The organism is Plantactinospora sp. DSM 117369, assembly GCF_053764795.1.
In genome coordinates this window covers 6,921,557-6,937,891 of sequence record NZ_CM132446.1, presented here as the reverse complement: position 1 = coordinate 6,937,891, position 16,335 = coordinate 6,921,557, and the positions used below count along the sequence as shown (strand labels likewise).

The window sequence follows — 16,335 nt, the reverse complement described above, 5'->3', positions numbered from 1 at the left end:
TGTCTGGCGGGTGGGTAGATCTGGCGAAGTGCCTGCCACGTAAGGAAAACTGCCCGGTGTCGAGTCGTGCAGGTTCCCGGCGTTAGAGGCACTTCGTAGGTGCAGATTACCGATTGGTCCAAGGGCTTGTCCGTTGAGGCCGGTGGCCGTGGCGTGGTTCCGCACGTGGGTGCGGCGCTGCTGCGGCTGCTGGCTGATCGCAGCGGGCTGACACAGGCGTTGTCGGTGGCGGTGGCTCGGCGAGAGTTCGTCCCTGGCCGGGACCGGGGCAGGGTGCTGGTCGACCCTGCGGTGATGGTCGCCGACGGCGGTGAGGAGATCGCGGATATCGACATGCTCAGCCGGGACCTGCTGATCCGGGGCGCCGCCTTCCAGGTCAGCTTCCTGTCGGCGACCACCGTGGCGGCCCGGTTCGGGGTCGCGGTGGTCGGCGCCCACCAGGTCGCGCTGCAACTCTGGTTCTTCACCGCAATGCTGCTGGATGCGCTGGCGATCGCCGCCCAGTCGCTGGTCGGGGCGGCGCTCGGGGCCGGCGACGCGGCGAGCGCCCGGCTGCTGGCCCGGCAGGTCGCGGTCTTCGGTGGGCTCTGCGGGGTCGGTTTCGCGGTGCTCATCGGGGCCGGTGCCGGGCTCATCCCGGCCTGGTTCAGCGCCGACCCGCAGGTACGCGACCAGGCCCTGCTCGCCTGGCCCTGGTTCGTCGCGATGCAGCCGCTGGCCGGGGTCGTCTTCGCCCTCGACGGGGTGCTGATCGGCGCCGGGGACGTCCGATACCTGCGCGACCTCACCGTATTCAACGCGCTCGCTCGGTGGCTTCCTGCCGGCGATCTGGCTCACCTACGCCTTCGACCTCGGTCTCGGTGGCATCTGGGCCGGGTTGACCCTCTTCGTGGTGATCCGGCTGATCGGCCTGCTGCTGCGGATCCGCTCCGGGCGCTGGCTGGTGCTCGGCGCCACCCGCTGACCCTGTGGGGTGGGTGGGACGCCGGAGCCGTTGTCGGTGGCGCCGCCTGCCGACCGGGTACGACATGACATGGACTTCCGATCGGCTCGGTGCGGTGACCTGCGATTCGTAGGTGAGGTCTGACCGACACCGCGGGGATCTGGTCAGACCTACCCTGCGGATTCGCCGGATCTTGACGGTGGTTACCCGGGCGATTTGCGCCGTTCTGGGATACTCGGCGTCGTGGACCGGATCGACGTGTCGACGCGCGTCGGGTGGCCGGTGTACATCGGGCTCGTCCTGCTGTTCGGGTGGTTCCTGTGGATACTGATCGCACCCGACTACTGGTGGCGCAAGGAACGCGCGCTGGTGGGGTGGCAGTACCAGGACGGGCACCGGATCGAGCTGAGCACCGCCGGACGGATCTGGGCGAGGTTCTGGGTCGTGGTGACGCTCGTCATCCTGAGCGTCGTGGGCGGTGCCACCGTCAACTGGACTGCGGCCTCCCGGGTGGAGACCGAGCCGTGGGGCGGGTCCGGCAGCAGGATGTACTACGTCGGCGATCCCGTCGAATCGCCGGACTGCACCGTGCGGGTCTTCGTCTGCCTTCGGTCGGACGTGGTCTTCCCGATCGAGGTGACGGGGTACAAGGCGATGGAGCCCGGATCGGACGGGCGCCCGACCGGGCTGGACAAGCTGCCCGACGACACCAACCTGCTGCTGTACGTGGAGTGGCCGTTCTTCCCCACTCGGATCACCCTCGACCAGGGCGATGAGCGGGTGACGGTCACCGTCTACGGCAGGTGCGCCCCGTGGCGCTTTAATGATCCGTACGGGCGCTCTCCCGCCGACTGCGCCACCGACCGAGCGGCCGGACCCTACGGAGGAGGCGTGGTGCCGGTCAGCCTGGACAAGCCCCTCGACGGACGGGCCCTGATCGACGGCTCCCGCGATGCCCTCGTCACACCACGCAGGTGAGCCGCCGTGGCCCAAGTCGGGGTGCAGAACGGCGCGAACCGCAAGGAGCGGCAAGAGATGGTCGAGCCGGTCAGGAAAGGCGGGTGGCAAGGTCACCTTCGGAAACTGAGCCGACGTCCTCTGATGGAACGGAACCAAAATGTCTTCCCTCACTCCTCAGGAAAGCTCGTGGCTGGACCTCCTCGCAGAGCTGAGGAACTCTCCGGCGATCCACGTGTACAACGAGTACAACGACCCGATCGACGACAGTCTGGGTGACGCGTCGGAAGCCATGAGCGAGCTCGCCGATGACTATGGTGTCCACCTCGATCCGTCGTTCCGCGAGCTGTACACGCGGTTTAGTGGAATAGGCAGCTCCTGGCGGACCACGGAGGAGTACCCCTTCATATCGGGAGAGTTCCACATCGCGAGTATCCAGCTGGAGATCGAGCAGGCGCCGCCCAAACTGGGGTGGACGGAGTCACCGATCGACGACCCCGACCTCGAGTACGAGCTGCGGACCATCGACGGAACTCCGGACAGCGGAGTGGGCACCCTGGCAGCCGTACGCATACAGCCAGGTCCTGGGATGGTGAATCCCGAGATCTGGTTCGATCACGGCTCTCGGGGGGTTTGGAAACTGGACCTGGATTACCGCGGATACATGGAAGCGCTTCGTGTGACGAAGGGTACCTTCGGTTGGCAGTACCTCTTCACGGACGTGAGGTTGCGGGGCGATGACTTCGGGGGTATCGGTGAGCGGTTGAGCAACATGCTGAACGTTTTCCCCGACCTATTTCCCGACTATGACTACAAGCCGCTTCGGCGTCGCCTGGCGGCACGCCTCAGGTAGCTAGGCCAACTGTCGAATATATGGTCACCGTCTACGGCAAGTGTGCTCCGTGGCGCTTCAACGATCCGTACGGGCGCTCTCCCGCCGACTGCGCCACTGACCGGGCGGCCGGACCCGACGGAGGAGGCGTGGTGCCGGTCAGCCTGGACAAGCCGCTCGTTCGTACCTCCGACCGCTCAGCGCTCGGTTTGATACGAGGACTGCCCGAGGTGCCGTAGCCGCATATACCTGTCAACTGGCGGCGCCTCCATGCCACTGCGCGGCAAGAGCCTCTGCCTGTGCCAAGAACTTCTAACTGGACGTTTGCTTCGCGTTCGCGTCGGTAGCGGCCGATTCACATCTCGGCTCGGTGACACAAAATGCCGGATCTGACCTGGAATGAACGCATCCGATCCAGCTCTACTCTGACCGGAATCAACGCGTTTCACCCTGCGATCGTGTCTGATTCACGTACGCCCTGGAACCAGCGGACATAACGTCCGCCGAGCCGGCCTCCAGACACCGTACGACCGCACCATGACCGCACGGCGACCCTACCCATCCGACCTGTCCGACGCCCGCTGGGCCCTGATCGCGCCCCGCCTGACCGCCTGGCGACAGGCCCGCACCGACGCCGGCGTCAGCGGCCGCACCCCCACCCACGACCTACGCGAAATCTTCAACGCCATCCTGTACGTCAACCGCACCGGCATCGCCTGGCGCTACCTACCCCACGACTCCCCGCCCCACGCGACCGTCTACGGCTACTTCGCCGCCTGGAGCAAGGAAGGCATCTTCACCGAACTGAACTACAACCTCACCGGCCTCGTACGCGACCACCACGGCCGCACCATCCACCCCACCGCATCCATCATGGACAGCCAAAGCGTAAAGACCTCCACCAACGTCCCACTGTCCACACAGGGCACCGACGCCGAAAAGAAGATCGTAGGCCGCAAACGCGGCATCATCACCGACACCCTCGGTCTCCCGCTGGCCGTGATCGTCACCGCCGCCAGCGCCAGCGACAACACCATCGGCATCGACCTACTCGACCAGGCCACCGCCGCCTACCCCGAAACCGTCTATGACGAGGACCAGTTCGCCGGACAGATCCGTGAGCAGATTGTCTACAACGGCGTCACCAGCAAACCGGTCTCCAAGACCGTCCACGTTCCGTGGCGCTCGAATCCGACCGCCAGCCGAACCATCAACGGCGACTTGGTCGAGGCCCGCTTCACCGACACCCAGACCACCTACACCGCCACTGCACTCGGTGTCGACGGCGACCGCGGCTGGCGCGTCTCCCGAGGCAACCAGAACTTCGACCACACCTACGGCACGATCAACTGGTTCCAGGACGACGGCGACATCGCCGTCACCGGCGACGAGAAGTGCGTCACCTACAGCTACAACCGCAACCCCACCAAGAACCTCACCCAACTCGTCAAGCAGACCACCACCACCGCGCTGACCTGCGGCACGCTGCCGACCAGCGTCGATGACGTGATCACCGACGCGCGCAGCTACTACGACGGCGCCACCAGCGTCGACACCGCGCCCAAGTTCGGATCGGTGACAAAGACCGAGGAGCTCAAGGACTGGGCCCGCGCCACCGGAACGGCGTGGCACACCGTCGCCCAGGCCACCTACGACAGCACCGGACGGCAGCTCACCAACACCGACCTCAAGGGCAACGTCACCACCACCGCCTACACCCCGACCATCGGCGGACCGGTAACCAAAGCCACCACCACCGGCCCGGCGCCGTACAACTGGGTCACCAGCGAGGACTACAACCCGTATTGGGGCTCCACCACCAAGTCCACCGACCCCAACGGAAAGAGCACCGGGGAGGCGGAGCACGACGCCCTCGGCCGGGTCGCCAAGGTGTGGCAGCTCGGCTGGTCGAGAACCGACAACCCGACCAAACCCTCCGCCCAGTACAGCTACACCTTCGCGTCCGGTCGTGACGCCTACCCGTACGTCCAGTCGCAGACGTTGAATCCGGACGGCAACTACATCACCTCGTACCAGATCCTCGACGGCCTGCTCCGCCCCCGACAGACCCAGTCGATCTCCCTCGGCGGCAGCGGTGATCGGGTCGTCACCGACACCATCTACGACGAGTTCGGGCGGCCGGAGGCTTGGGGGTTGAGGCGGCGTGCGCGTTCGTAACCAGGTGGAAGCCGGCTGTTGCCGACCGGTCAGTTGCCGCGACACGCAGACGCCTGCTGCCCGAGGATGTTGGTGCGGCTGGGGCCCACGTAACATCACGACCGGATCAGTGCCTGTGTCCCGAGCCGTTGGCACCGCTTGGAAGACACTATCGCTGAGCGTGTTGGAAGGGTCATGACGTGATGACGGTTGCCCAGGTACAGGTCAATCTGTTCTGCGCTGATGTGGACGGATGCTTGTCCTTCTACACTCGGCTGGGACTGGTGGAGGCTTTCCGGGCGCCGAGCGTCGGCCCGGTCGAGCATGTCGAGGTCGAGGCTGCTGGTATCCGGATAGGGCTTACGTCGGCACAGGTCGCCAACGCTCTTGTCGGTCTTGGGGTGGCGGCTGTTGGTAGCCCGTCGACCGAGCTTGTGTTGTGGGGCCAGGACGTCGACGTGTTCTACGAGCGGGCGATGCGGGCGGGGGCGACGAGCGTGGTCGCGCCGATGGACTCGCCTGATGGACGGCTGCGTTACGCGTGGGTCCGCGATCCCGACGGTCACCAGGTGAAGTTCGTGCAGAAACGCTGAGCTTGGACGGCTGCGGGTAGCCACGGGTCAGCGGCGGTCGTCGACCAGTTGGCCGACGCCAGTGGCGGTGGCGGGCCGCACGCCCGGCCCATCGGCGGGACGGTGGACGGGTGTGTTTTCGCCGCAGAAGAAGACGTGCAGCAAGTCGCCAAAATGATTAACGAAGGCCTGTGGCTCGGCGATGCCGCCACCAACTTCGAGAAGAGGTTCCTCGAGCCGTTCGATCGGGCGTCGAAGTGCCAGCGGTTCTACGCCAGAGAGATGGCCACCGCGGCAGCCGCTTTCCAGGTGGCCGCCAGCAGAAGCGCGAGTTCGTCGCCGAAAGCTGCCTGGCCGCATTGGACGGCGTATCGAAGCCGAAGGGCGAGCTGGGCTTCGCCGATACGTCGAAGGACATGCCGGGGAAGACCATGGTCGAGACCGTCGGTATTATCACGGGCGTCATCGGTCTGTTCGCCACCGGCGGGGGTGCGCTCATCCTCGGCGTTGTCGGATTGGGCAGCGGCCTCTACGGCGTGGCGAAACACGGAAGTACGGAGCCAGAGCTGCAAGTCTTGGCCCTAGCTCCAAACAGTTCGCCAATGAACGTCATAGTTAGCGCGGAGAACGCGCTGAAGAGCCTGGAAGAGTGGATCGCCGACCAGGACGGGCTGGTGGCCACAGGACTGCGAGAAGATATCTCCAGTTTTCATGATCTTGGCAGCCAGATGAAGGCGCCGACGCCAGGCCTCAACGCAGGGGCATACCGGCAGCTCGATCTCCTGGAACGCCCCGGCGGGAAGAATCAGACCGTCGCCAACCTGGTCGAACTCGGCAAGGCCGGAACCCATAACCTGCCGACCGCCGCGCAGCAATACGGCCTGGCGGCAAGGTATATGGATGATTGCCAGGTCCCGGGCTCCCTGAGCACGTTCTTCCCGCAGTCGATTCCGGTGTTCAACCAGGTTACGGAGAAGCTCGCTGATATCTTGCACGAAACCCGCCGTAACCTGACAGACGCAGGTGAAGCCATGGTGACTGCGGCGAAGAATTATCAGGTAAGCGACGAGGAGCGAGCAGCCATGAACTACCAGATCATCGCCGCCGGGCCGACCATCGCTCCGACGAAGTGATCTTCCCTCGATAACTCGGAGAGTTGGTTATCTGGTTGGGTACCGCCCTTGTGTCGCGCCAGAATTCGTCGCACATGCTGTGAGCTGGGGTTTCCAGGCGCGGCAGATGATCGCCGGTAAGGCGCCGTCTGCGGTGGCGGATCTGGATGGCTTGGGCGGCGTGCGGGAAGTCGATGCCGGTGGAGATCGTCGGCATCTTCAGGGTGCGGATCTCGCGGCGGCCGTGTCCGCGGTCGGTGTCGCGGGTGGTGTCCGGGACTGCCGGCCAGGCCGGTGCGGTGAGTTGGGCGTGCAGGTGGGGTTGGTTGCCTTTGACGGGTGGGGATCCAGTGCGCGCCGTGTTCGGTGGGGTAGGTGACGTGCTCGCGTTGGCAGTGCGGGGCGTCGGTGGTGATTACGGTGTGGTGTAGGTCGCTGATCTGTTCGAGCAGTGGTGCGAACCGGGTGATCTCGTTGGTCTTGCCGTCGACGTCGATGCTGCGCAGGGCCACACCGGTGATCTGGTCGCATGCGGTCATCACGTGCGGGCGGCGGTGTCGGTGGTGCGGGAGCCGCGCAGGGTCTTACCGTCGACGGCGATCGCCTGCGGGGTCGTCGGGGCAGCGGCGGTGGCCCGGCCGGCGAGCCGGACGCCGATCGCCGCGCTCAGCGACTGTGGCCCACGGCTTGTAACAGTCGTGGCCGGTAGTTCGCCACTGATCGCCAGTGCACCGACCTCCCGTCACGGCGCCTTGGTGAGCATGCCGGTCAGCGGGTCGTAGTGGAACATCCGGAGGTCACTCCGCGGCACCTCGTCCCGCAGGTTGGTGGTTTTCACGGTCGTCATACCGACCTCGTAACGGTCCTCGGTCGCTACGCGCAGCCACGGCTGGTTGTCGCGCAGCACCGTCCTCCTCGATCAGAGTGCCGTCCCGGCCGGCGGCGATCGCGTAGACCGGGCCGGAGGGTGGGGCGATGTCGAGGCCGCCGTCCTCGAGGATGGTTGTGGTGGCGACCAGGTCGCCGCGACCGCCGTTGGCGTCGGTTGCGAAGTCGTGAATGGGCGCCGGGTCACCCACGTAGTACTTCAGGCGGCCCAGGCCGGTGACGTCCATGCCGTTGTAGAAGTTGGCGGCCTGGCTGTTGAGCCAGTAGTGCCCGTTGTGTGTGGGGTAACTGAAGCTCGGACCCGAGTTGTAGCTGAGGTTCCAATGTGGTGGGGCATCGGCGTGCAGGGTGTTGTTGGTCTCAAAGCCCTGGAGGAACCAGCGGTGGCCCTTGGCGGCGGCAGCGGCCTTCAGGCCGGAGGCGTTCAGGATGGTGTGCATGGCAGACGCCTGGTGGATCTGCGACCGTACCTCGTTCGTTGGCCATGGCGAGTTGAGCCACATCCCAGCCACACGGTCCGGGTCGTTGTGCACGAGATTGAATTCGATGCCGACCGGCCGTTCCACAGGGCTCCAGATCTGGATGGTCGGCTGGGTGGCATTGACCGGCGTCCGGGTCATGGGGAGCGTGAAGCGGAACCGGTGCCCGTCCAAGGGGTCCCGTTGGATGGCTAGCCGGCTCTCCATGGACACCACGGCTTTGACCTCTACGCCCGGGCAGTTGACTTCCACCTCAATGCCCGAGGTGTTGCTCGGGCCCGTGACGAAGGTGCGGCGCCGCAGGGGTTCTGATTGGAGCTTACCTACCGCTATGACACGTGCGGCGTAGGATTCCTTTACAAAGTGACCTTCGATACCTCACCATGACCGCGTGTCTCCTGAGCTGTCGAACCACAGTGGACTCCCCGTGATGGCCGCCCTTGCCGGTGGCGGCCGGCCCCGCGTCTCGGCCCGGCGGGCCCTGACCGTCCTGACCGCCACGCTGACCATGCTGGTGCCGTACGCGGCAGTGGCCCAGGCCGACCCGCCGCCGGCCGGTGGCCTGTCCGCCGCGCAGCTCAACGAGGCATTCAACACGTACGGCGACACCAGCGGCCGGTGGAACGGTGGGGACAGCACCGCCTCGGTCCGGCTTCCCGATGGCCGTACCGTCTGGCTCTTCTCGGACACCTTCGTCGGCCCGGTCAACGCGGACGGGTCCCGGCCGGACTGGCAGCCGATGATCCACAACTCGATGGTCGTCCAGGACGGCGCCGAGCTGGTGGAGACCCGCACCGGCGGCACCGCCGAGGAACCGCTGTCACTGGTCGGTTCCGGAACCGATGTCATTCCGGGTGAGATCGGGCACTGGGTGGCCGACGGAACGGTAGAGGGCTCGACGCTCCAGGTCCTCTACAACCGGTATCAACGTACCGGCTCGCACTCGCTCGACGTGCGGATCACCGGCACCGCGCTGGCCTCCTTCGACCTGCCGGCGCTGACCCTGCGATCGCTGACCCCGCTGCCGCTCGCGGACCGGATCGCCTGGGGCTCGGCGATCCTGGAGGACGGCGCCACCACGTACATCTATGGCGCGAGCCTGCTCAACGATGCCGGGCCGGTCAAGTCGGTCTACCTGGCGAAGGTCGCCGCCGGCCAGCTCGCCGGCCCGTGGCAGTTCTGGACCGGTACCGGCTGGTCGTCGCAGGAGTCCGAGGCCGCTCGCCTGATGGGCGGGACGAGCACGGCGTTCGGCGTACAGCGGATCGGTGACCAGTACGTCATGGTCACCGTGGATGGAAACCTGGTCTTCAACTCGGAGGTCGTCGCCTACACGGCCACGTCGCCGACCGGCCCGTTCACCGGCCCGATCCACCTGTTCCGGGCGCCCGAGCCGCAGCCCGGTCGGGAGATCATCGTCTACGACGCCCGCTTCCACCCCGAGCTAGCCCGGTCCGGGAAACTGCTCGTGTCGTACAACGTCAACAGCCTGGCGGACGCCGACAACCGGGCCGACGCGCGCCTGTACCGGCCCCGGTTCGTGGAGGTCGACTGGCCCCGGCCGACGCCCGAGCCGGCGATGCTGCCGCCGACCCCGGCCGGGCTGACCGGCACCGCCGACCAGGAGCGGAGGGCGCGGCTCTCCTGGACCGCCTCAGCCGGCGCCACCGCGTACCGGATCTACCGACGGGACGTCTCGTTCGGCCAGAGCCACCCGGTACGGCTCCCGCAAGACCTGGTGGGGACCTCCTTCACCGGCGAGGGCCTCGAAGACAACCACGTGTACGAGTTCTCGGTCGCGGCGGTCAACGCCAACGGCGAGAGCACCCGATCAGGACCAGTGACCGTGACCGGCCGGGCCGGGCCGCCCGAGCAGGGAAGCTTCCAGACCGCGCCGGGGGGTACCGCTGTCACCGGGTCCTACCTGGTCGAACTGCGGGACAACGCGGCGGCCGGCGAGCACGGCATCGGCGCCATCGCGGCTCGGCTGGTCGGTCGGTACGGCGGTGCGCTGGGACACGTCTACTCGGCGGTCCTCGGTGGCTTCTCGGTCAGCGGTATGACCGATGCCCAGGCCCGGCAACTGGCCACCGACCCAGCGGTCGAGTTCGTCGAGGAGACCCGGACGGGCACCATCGACTCCGGCGGCGTGCAGGAGGACGCACCATGGGGACTCGCCCGGATCTCCGGCAACGTCGACGGTAGGTATGTCTACCCCGGCACGGGTACGGGCGTGACGATCTACGTCGTTGACAACGGCGTCCGGCACAGCCACACCGACTTCGGCGGTCGTGCCTCGCTCGGCAAGAGCTTCCTGGCGAATCCCGCCAATCCCGACTGCTCCCGCCACGGCACCCACGTCGCCGGCACGGCCGCCGGATCGGAGTTCGGCGTGGCCAAGGACGCTCGCATAGTGAGCGTCCAGATCACCTGCGGCGACACCGTCGACGCGACGTACATCACTGCGGGCCTCGACTGGGTGGCCAAGCACGCGCAACGTCCGGCGGTCGCCAATCTGAGCCTTAGCATGGCGGCGACCGGAACCGACAGCGACCGGGTCCGTGCCGCGGTCGAGGGTCTGGTCGGATCCGGTGTGACGGTCGTCGCCGCCGCCGGCAACAGCAACGCGGACGCCTGTGGCCGAGTGCCGGCCGACGCCCCTTCGGCGATCACCGTCGGCGCCACCGACACCGGCGACGAGCGCTGGGTCGAGGGGCAGGGCGGGAGCAATCACGGTACCTGCGTCGACATCTTCGCCCCGGGCGCGGACATCTACTCCGCCAGCTCGGCCGCCGACGACGCGGCCGAAGCGCTCAGCGGCACCTCGATGGCGGCCCCGCATGTGGCCGGCGCCGCCGCCCTCCTGCTGGAGGCGCACCCCACCTACGGCCCGGAGCAGGTAGCCGCCGCGCTCGTCGGCCAGGCCGAGGAGGGCGTGGTGGGCAATCCCGGCGAGGGCTCACCCAACCTGCTGTTGCGGGTCGCCCCGCCGCTGGACGAGGCGCCGACCGGGCTGACCGCCACCCCGGCCGATGACGGCACGATCGGCCTGGCCTGGCAGCCGGTCGACAGCGAGGGGCTCCGCTACCGGGTCAAGCAGCGGGACGTGACCGCCGGGCAGCCGGAATTCAAGGCGTGGGACACGGACGTCTACACCGGGACCTCCGCCGTCGCGAGCGGCCTCATCCCCGGCCACGCCTACGAGTTCACGGTGGCGGCGGTGAACAGCATGGCGATCGGACCGGATTCCGACATCGTCAGTGCGACGTCGACCGTCGCGCCACCGCCGGCACCGGCGAACCTGACCGCGACCGCACAGGGCAACGGCACCATCAAACTCACCTGGGACGAGGCGCAGCCGGACGCGTGGTACTGGATGTACCAGCGGGATGTCACGCTCGGCGAGACCGAGTTCACCAAGCTGCCGCTGCCGATCACCGCCTGCTGCCAGATGGAGGCCGGCTACCTCACCCACGGCCACACCTACGAGTACAAGGTGAGTGCCACCAACCGGGGCGGCGAGGGGCCGGCCTCGGCCCCGGCGAGCGCGACGGCGTCGTTCGACGCCCCGGCTCCCCCGACCAACCTGCGGGTCACCCCCGGGGACGGCCAGGTGCTCCTGACCTGGGATCCGTCAGCGACCGAGGACGTCTGGTATCAGGTCCATCAGCGCGACGCCACCGAGAACGAGGAGTGGCGGCCCTGGGCGGTCCCGACCTCGGAGTGCTGCACGGCCAACGGCCTCTACCTGGCCAACGGGCACGAGTACGAGTTCCGGGTGACCGCGTTGCGCGGTGCGGAGAGCGTCCCGAGCAACGTGGTCCGGGCCCGGCCCATGCCACCGCTGCCGGGACAACCGACCAACCTGAGCCTGGAGCCGCTCGACACCGGCGAAATCAAGCTGACCTGGGACGCGCCGGGTCCGAACGTGTACTACTGGGTCTACTGGCGGGACGTCACCGCCGGGGAGACCGCCTTCCGTAAGTCGGAGGTTCCGACCGACCAGACCGAGGCGACCTGGCAATACCTGGCGAACACCCACGTGTACGAGTTCAAGGTGTCCGCCGAGAACATCGCCGGTGAGGGCCCGGCCTCGACTCCGGTGCAGGCCCGCAGTCAGGTAGCCCTGCCGGGGGCCCCCACCAACCTCCGGGCCTTCCCCTCCGGCAGCCTCCAGATCCGGCTCACCTGGGACGCGCCCGGGCCGAACCTGTACTACTGGGTCTACTGGCGGGACGTCACGGCGGGTGAGACCACCTTCCGCAGGTCGGAGGTTCCGACCGACCAGACCGAGGCGACCTGGCAATACCTGACGAACACCCATGTGTACGAGTTCAAGGTGTCCGCCGAGAACGTTGCCGGTGAGGGGCCCGCCTCCGCCCCGGCTCAAGCACCAGCGATCGGGATCGCCCCCCAGCCCCCGTCGAATCTGAAGGCGACCCCCGGGGACGGGATCGTCCGGCTCACCTGGACGGCCAGCCCGACCAGCGGGGTCGGGTACATGGTCTACTACCGCAACGTTTCGGAGAACCAGTCCTGGAAGAAGCTGCCGTACCCGCTCGACGACTGCTGCACCATCACCATGGAGTACCTGAACAACGGCGACCGGTACGAGTTCAAGGTCGCCGCGACCAGCGCCGCCGGGGAGAGCGATCCATCCAATGTGGTCAGCGCGACGCCGCTGCCCCCGTTCCCGCAGCCGCCGACGAACCTGCGGGCCACCGCTGGGGACGGCCAGGTGCGGCTGGCCTGGACGGCGAGCTCCACCCCACGGGTGTGGTACCTCATCGAGTACCGCAAGGCCGGCGGTTCGTGGATCCGGTTGAAGTATCCATTCGACGGCTGCTGCACCTTTGACGTGAACCTGCTCAACAACGGCACCACGTACGAGTTCCGGGTCCGGGCCAACAACGCGGCCGGGGACAGCGAGCCGTCGAATGTGGCCAGTGCCCGCCCGCTGCCGCCGTTCCCGCAGCCGCCGTCGAACCTCTCGGCGAGCAACGCCGGAGACGGCATGGTCAAGTTGACCTGGTCGAAGAGCCCCACCCCGAACGTGTGGTACCTCATCGAGTACCGCAAGGCCGGTGGTTCGTGGACCCGGCTGCCGTACCCGCTCGACTCGTGCTGCTCGTTCACCCAGAAATACCTGATCAGCGGCACGACGTACGAGTTCCGGGTCCGGGCGACGAACCTCGCCGGAGACAGCTCCCCGTCGAACGTCGACAGTGCCCGCCCGATGCCGCCGTTCCCGAAACCGCCCTCGAACCTGCGGGCGACCGCTGGGGATGGCCAGGTCAAGCTGACCTGGTCGGCCAGCCCGACGCCGAATGTCTACTACTACATCTATCAGCGCAACGCCACGCTGAACGGCTGGTGGGAGCGGTTGCCGTACCCGATCAGCGGCACCTCGCTGACCGCAGGCTATCTGGCCAACGGCCACTACTACGACTTCAAGGTCACCGCGGTCAACCTCTCCGGGGAGAGCGACCGCACCAACATCGTCACCGCGCTGCCGCGCTGGGCGAGCGGGACGAGCCGGTCCGCGTCGGTCACCAGCAGTTGGGTCACCTCCAACGATGGAAGGAGTTGGGTCCAGCGCTACGACGTCACCGGGACGGTCCAGGGCGTCCGGGAAGGCGACTACCTCCGGGTCAACGGCGGCTGGCGGACCAACAACGGCAAGACCCTGCTCGATGGAATCTTCTGGTACCTCATCATCGACTGCACGGAGGGTTACACCGTCGCGCATGACACCTTGGCCTACGAGACCGGCGGCGCTACCGGCGGCGCGCTCACCTTCCGCTATCGGATGAACCCACAACGGATGTATCGGGTCACGGTGTGGGGCGCCGGCTCGGTCACCTACAGCGGCGGAATCTACGGCCGGTTCTCCCGGTACTCACCAGCCGGGATCTATCCGTTCATCGCCGAAACCCCCTGCTTCTGACCGCGCCGTCAGCACTCACCGTGACCATCGGTCGTCGGACATGCCGGACGTGTAGGAGCTGCTGACGGGTGACCGGTTCAGTCCGGGAACCGGAGCACCGGCTTGATGGTACGGACGGCGTGCATGTCGCACGAGGGTTGACTCAGCCCGTTCAGGACTTGCCGTACCACCATCACGGGACTCCACTTCGCCGGCCGCCGTCAGAGCCCAAGGTCGCTCAGTCCCGGGTGGTCGTCGGGACGGCGCCCGAGCGGCCAGTGGTATTTCCGCTCCGACTCCCTGATCGGCAGGTCGTTGATGCTGGCCAGGCGAACCCGCATCAGGCCCTCCTCGTCGAACTCCCAGTTCTCGTTCCCGTACGCTTGAAACGCCGGCGATCCTCGGTCCAGTACACGACAGAAGCATGCCATGACCAGGACCGCCGACTCATGATCGACAGGACACGCCCTAGCCGGGGTCGGCGCAGAGTTGGGAGGTCAAGGCGGTGCGGGCCCACTCTTCCCACGTGTCCGGTGACCAGTCGCGGTCGCGGACGAAGATCAGGTAGAGCTGCGGGCTGAGTAGGCCGAACAGCAGGTCCGCCGCCATCTCGATGGAGAGGCCGGGACGGGTGTCGGGCTTGCCGGCCAGGGCTTCGGCCGCTGCGTACTGCACCGTGTAACGCGGGTCGGGGCCGTCCGGCCATTGTGCGGCGATCTCAGGGTCGGTGGCTGCGGCAGCCGCGATCAGCGGCATGATCGGGGCGACCCGGCCCAGGATCTCGCGGGTGCCGTGGACGTGCGCGCGCAATTGCCCGGCTGCGGTGGGTTCGGCGCACGCGGCGCGAAACCACTCACGATCCATGGTGGCGACCGGCTCGGTGTCCCCGGCGATGGACGTGTCGATGACGTCCTTGAACAGCGTGCGCTTGTTGCGGAAGACGAAGTAGACCGTCTGGACGGCCACGCCCGCTCGGTCCGCGACCTCCTGCAGGCTCGTCGCCCCGTAACCCTGCGCGACGAACAGCTCGCGAGCCGCCTCGACGACCTTTTCACGGGTGCGGCGTGAGCGCTCGGCTCGCTTGTCCGGCCGCTTGACCTTGTCCATATTGCGAGTCTATCTTTAAAGTCCGTCACTAGAGTTCAACTCTAGATTCTTGGAGGAGACGATGGGCCAGCCCAACGCCACCCAGAAGCCGGAACCGGACCTGGCCTCGATGCAGCGAGACCCGGAGGAGGAGTCCGTCCACCGCGCACTGGAGGGCTACTACCGCACCGGCAAGCCGCCGTGGGACACCGGCGTGACGCCGCCTGAGCTGGTCGCCCTGGTAGAGGGGCACGGGGCGCTGCCGCCCGGCCGCGCCCTCGAACTCGGCTGCGGCACGGGGACCAACGCCACCTACCTCGCACGGCACGGCTGGGAGGTGGCGGCCGTCGACCTGATCGACCGCGCCGTCGACCAGGCCAGGGAGAAGGCTGCGGCGGCGGGAGTGGCGGTACGGCTGCTGCACGGAGACGCCACCCGCCTCGACGAGCTGGACGTGCCGGGCCCCTTCGACCTGTTCTTCGACCTGAGCTGCTACTGCGGCGTCCCGCTGCACCGCCGCGACGCCTACGCCGCCGGGCTCACCCACCGCGCCGCTCCCGGAGCACGGTTGCTGATGTTCGGGTACGGCCCCGAGCCGCTCGGCAATCCGATCCCCGAGGTCACGTCGTGGGCGGCAGGCGTCACAGCCGACGAGCTCCGCGCCAGGTTCCCCGGCTGGGAACTACTCGACGTCACACCGGGCACCAACTCGGTGCCGACCTTCTGGTTCACGCTGCGCCGCGACGCCCAGCAATCTCCGGTCGCGGGTTTCTGTAGGTTTGTGGCAAGGTTCTCGTGGATCATCCCACGTGGTGTCGCCCGGTCCCGGTGAGGGGCTCTGACCTGCTGATTCGTTCCACGGTCATCCTAGTCCATCCCGGGACCGGGTAGGTGATCTCGCTGGATTCCCTAGAGCGCATCTGACGGATCTTCTCGGTCGTTGTGCTGGGCGTGGCTGGTGATCTGACTGATGACGAGTGGGCTCGCCTGGAGCCGTTGCTGCCTTCCCTGGCGCCCCAACGGGGTGGTAGGTGGCGGGATCACCGTCAGGTGATCAACGGGATCCTGTGGCGGATCGACAACGGCGCGAAGTGGCACCAGGTCCCGGACCGGTACGGCCCCTACAAGACCTGCTACCACCGGTTCGCGCAGTGGGAAGCCGACGGCACCTGGGACCGGATCCTGCAACACCTGCAGGCCGAGGCCGACGCCGCTGGTGACCTGGACTGGCGCGGGCAGATCGATTCCACCATCGTTCGCGCCCACCAACACGCCGCTGGCGCTCGCAAAGGGGGCTCACCGCGCAGGATTCCCGCACGGTCCAAGGTCTCGGCAGGTCACGAGGCGGGCTGACCACCAAGGTGCACCCACCAACAAGCCGTC

At 67.3% G+C, this 16,335-nt stretch carries 11 protein-coding genes and 3 pseudogenes; 10 read left to right on the top strand and 4 right to left on the bottom strand.

What is annotated here, in order from left to right:
- Nucleotides 1-99: 99 nt before the first annotated feature.
- From ACSMXO_RS29195 to ACSMXO_RS29165, 7 genes and pseudogenes are all read left to right on the top strand, one after another.
- Entirely contained in the window at nt 100-1,032 is a 933-nt protein-coding gene (locus tag ACSMXO_RS29195; protein ID WP_455414662.1) for an MATE family efflux transporter, read from the top strand.
- Nucleotides 1,033-1,186: 154 nt separating this feature from the next.
- Nucleotides 1,187-1,921: a hypothetical protein gene (locus ACSMXO_RS29190; protein WP_455414661.1), complete on the top strand. Its 735-nt coding sequence runs from the start codon at nt 1,187-1,189 to the stop codon at nt 1,919-1,921.
- A gap of 139 nt (nt 1,922-2,060) precedes the next feature.
- Nucleotides 2,061-2,753, top strand: coding sequence for a hypothetical protein (locus tag ACSMXO_RS29185; RefSeq protein WP_455414660.1), 693 nt, complete (start codon nt 2,061-2,063; stop codon nt 2,751-2,753).
- A 516-nt stretch (nt 2,754-3,269) separates the two neighbouring features.
- A pseudogene (locus ACSMXO_RS29180) lies at nt 3,270-3,818 on the top strand (IS5 family transposase); the annotation flags it as partial.
- A pseudogene (locus ACSMXO_RS29175) lies at nt 3,807-4,871 on the top strand (hypothetical protein); the annotation flags it as partial. The pseudogenes ACSMXO_RS29180 and ACSMXO_RS29175, both read left to right, overlap by 12 nt.
- Nucleotides 4,872-5,092: 221 nt before the next feature.
- Nucleotides 5,093-5,482 (top strand): VOC family protein, encoded by a 390-nt coding sequence (locus ACSMXO_RS29170; RefSeq protein WP_455419330.1) that lies wholly within the window; start codon nt 5,093-5,095, stop codon nt 5,480-5,482.
- A 236-nt stretch (nt 5,483-5,718) separates the two neighbouring features.
- Entirely contained in the window at nt 5,719-6,594 is an 876-nt protein-coding gene (locus tag ACSMXO_RS29165) for a hypothetical protein (RefSeq protein WP_455414659.1), read from the top strand.
- Here the strand turns inward: ACSMXO_RS29165 and ACSMXO_RS29160 are convergent.
- Both ACSMXO_RS29160 and ACSMXO_RS29155 read right to left on the bottom strand, forming a co-directional pair.
- Complete coding sequence (locus tag ACSMXO_RS29160; protein ID WP_455414658.1) at nt 6,549-7,112, bottom strand: hypothetical protein; 564 nt, start codon at nt 7,110-7,112, stop codon at nt 6,549-6,551. The two genes, ACSMXO_RS29165 and ACSMXO_RS29160, sit on opposite strands and share 46 nt — an antisense overlap.
- A 258-nt stretch (nt 7,113-7,370) precedes the next feature.
- Complete coding sequence (locus ACSMXO_RS29155) at nt 7,371-8,081, bottom strand: hypothetical protein (RefSeq protein ID WP_455414657.1); 711 nt, start codon at nt 8,079-8,081, stop codon at nt 7,371-7,373.
- 250 nt (nt 8,082-8,331) lie between these two features.
- On the opposite strand from ACSMXO_RS29155, the gene ACSMXO_RS29150 reads away from it, so the two are divergent.
- Nucleotides 8,332-13,887: a fibronectin type III domain-containing protein gene (locus tag ACSMXO_RS29150; protein WP_455414656.1), complete on the top strand. Its 5,556-nt coding sequence runs from the start codon at nt 8,332-8,334 to the stop codon at nt 13,885-13,887.
- A gap of 200 nt (nt 13,888-14,087) precedes the next feature.
- On the opposite strand, the gene ACSMXO_RS29145 is transcribed toward ACSMXO_RS29150, so the two are convergent.
- Complete coding sequence (locus tag ACSMXO_RS29145; protein WP_455414655.1) at nt 14,088-14,297, bottom strand: DUF1348 family protein; 210 nt, start codon at nt 14,295-14,297, stop codon at nt 14,088-14,090.
- Between the two features lie 37 nt (nt 14,298-14,334).
- Entirely contained in the window at nt 14,335-14,973 is a 639-nt protein-coding gene (locus tag ACSMXO_RS29140; RefSeq protein ID WP_455414654.1) for a TetR/AcrR family transcriptional regulator, read from the bottom strand.
- A gap of 61 nt (nt 14,974-15,034) precedes the next feature.
- Here ACSMXO_RS29140 and ACSMXO_RS29135 point away from each other — a divergent pair, with 61 nt between their 5' ends.
- Nucleotides 15,035-15,784: a class I SAM-dependent methyltransferase gene (locus ACSMXO_RS29135; RefSeq protein ID WP_455414653.1), complete on the top strand. Its 750-nt coding sequence runs from the start codon at nt 15,035-15,037 to the stop codon at nt 15,782-15,784.
- Between the two features lie 119 nt (nt 15,785-15,903).
- A pseudogene (locus ACSMXO_RS29130) lies at nt 15,904-16,319 on the top strand (IS5 family transposase); the annotation flags it as partial.
- Nucleotides 16,320-16,335: the final 16 nt, after the last annotated feature.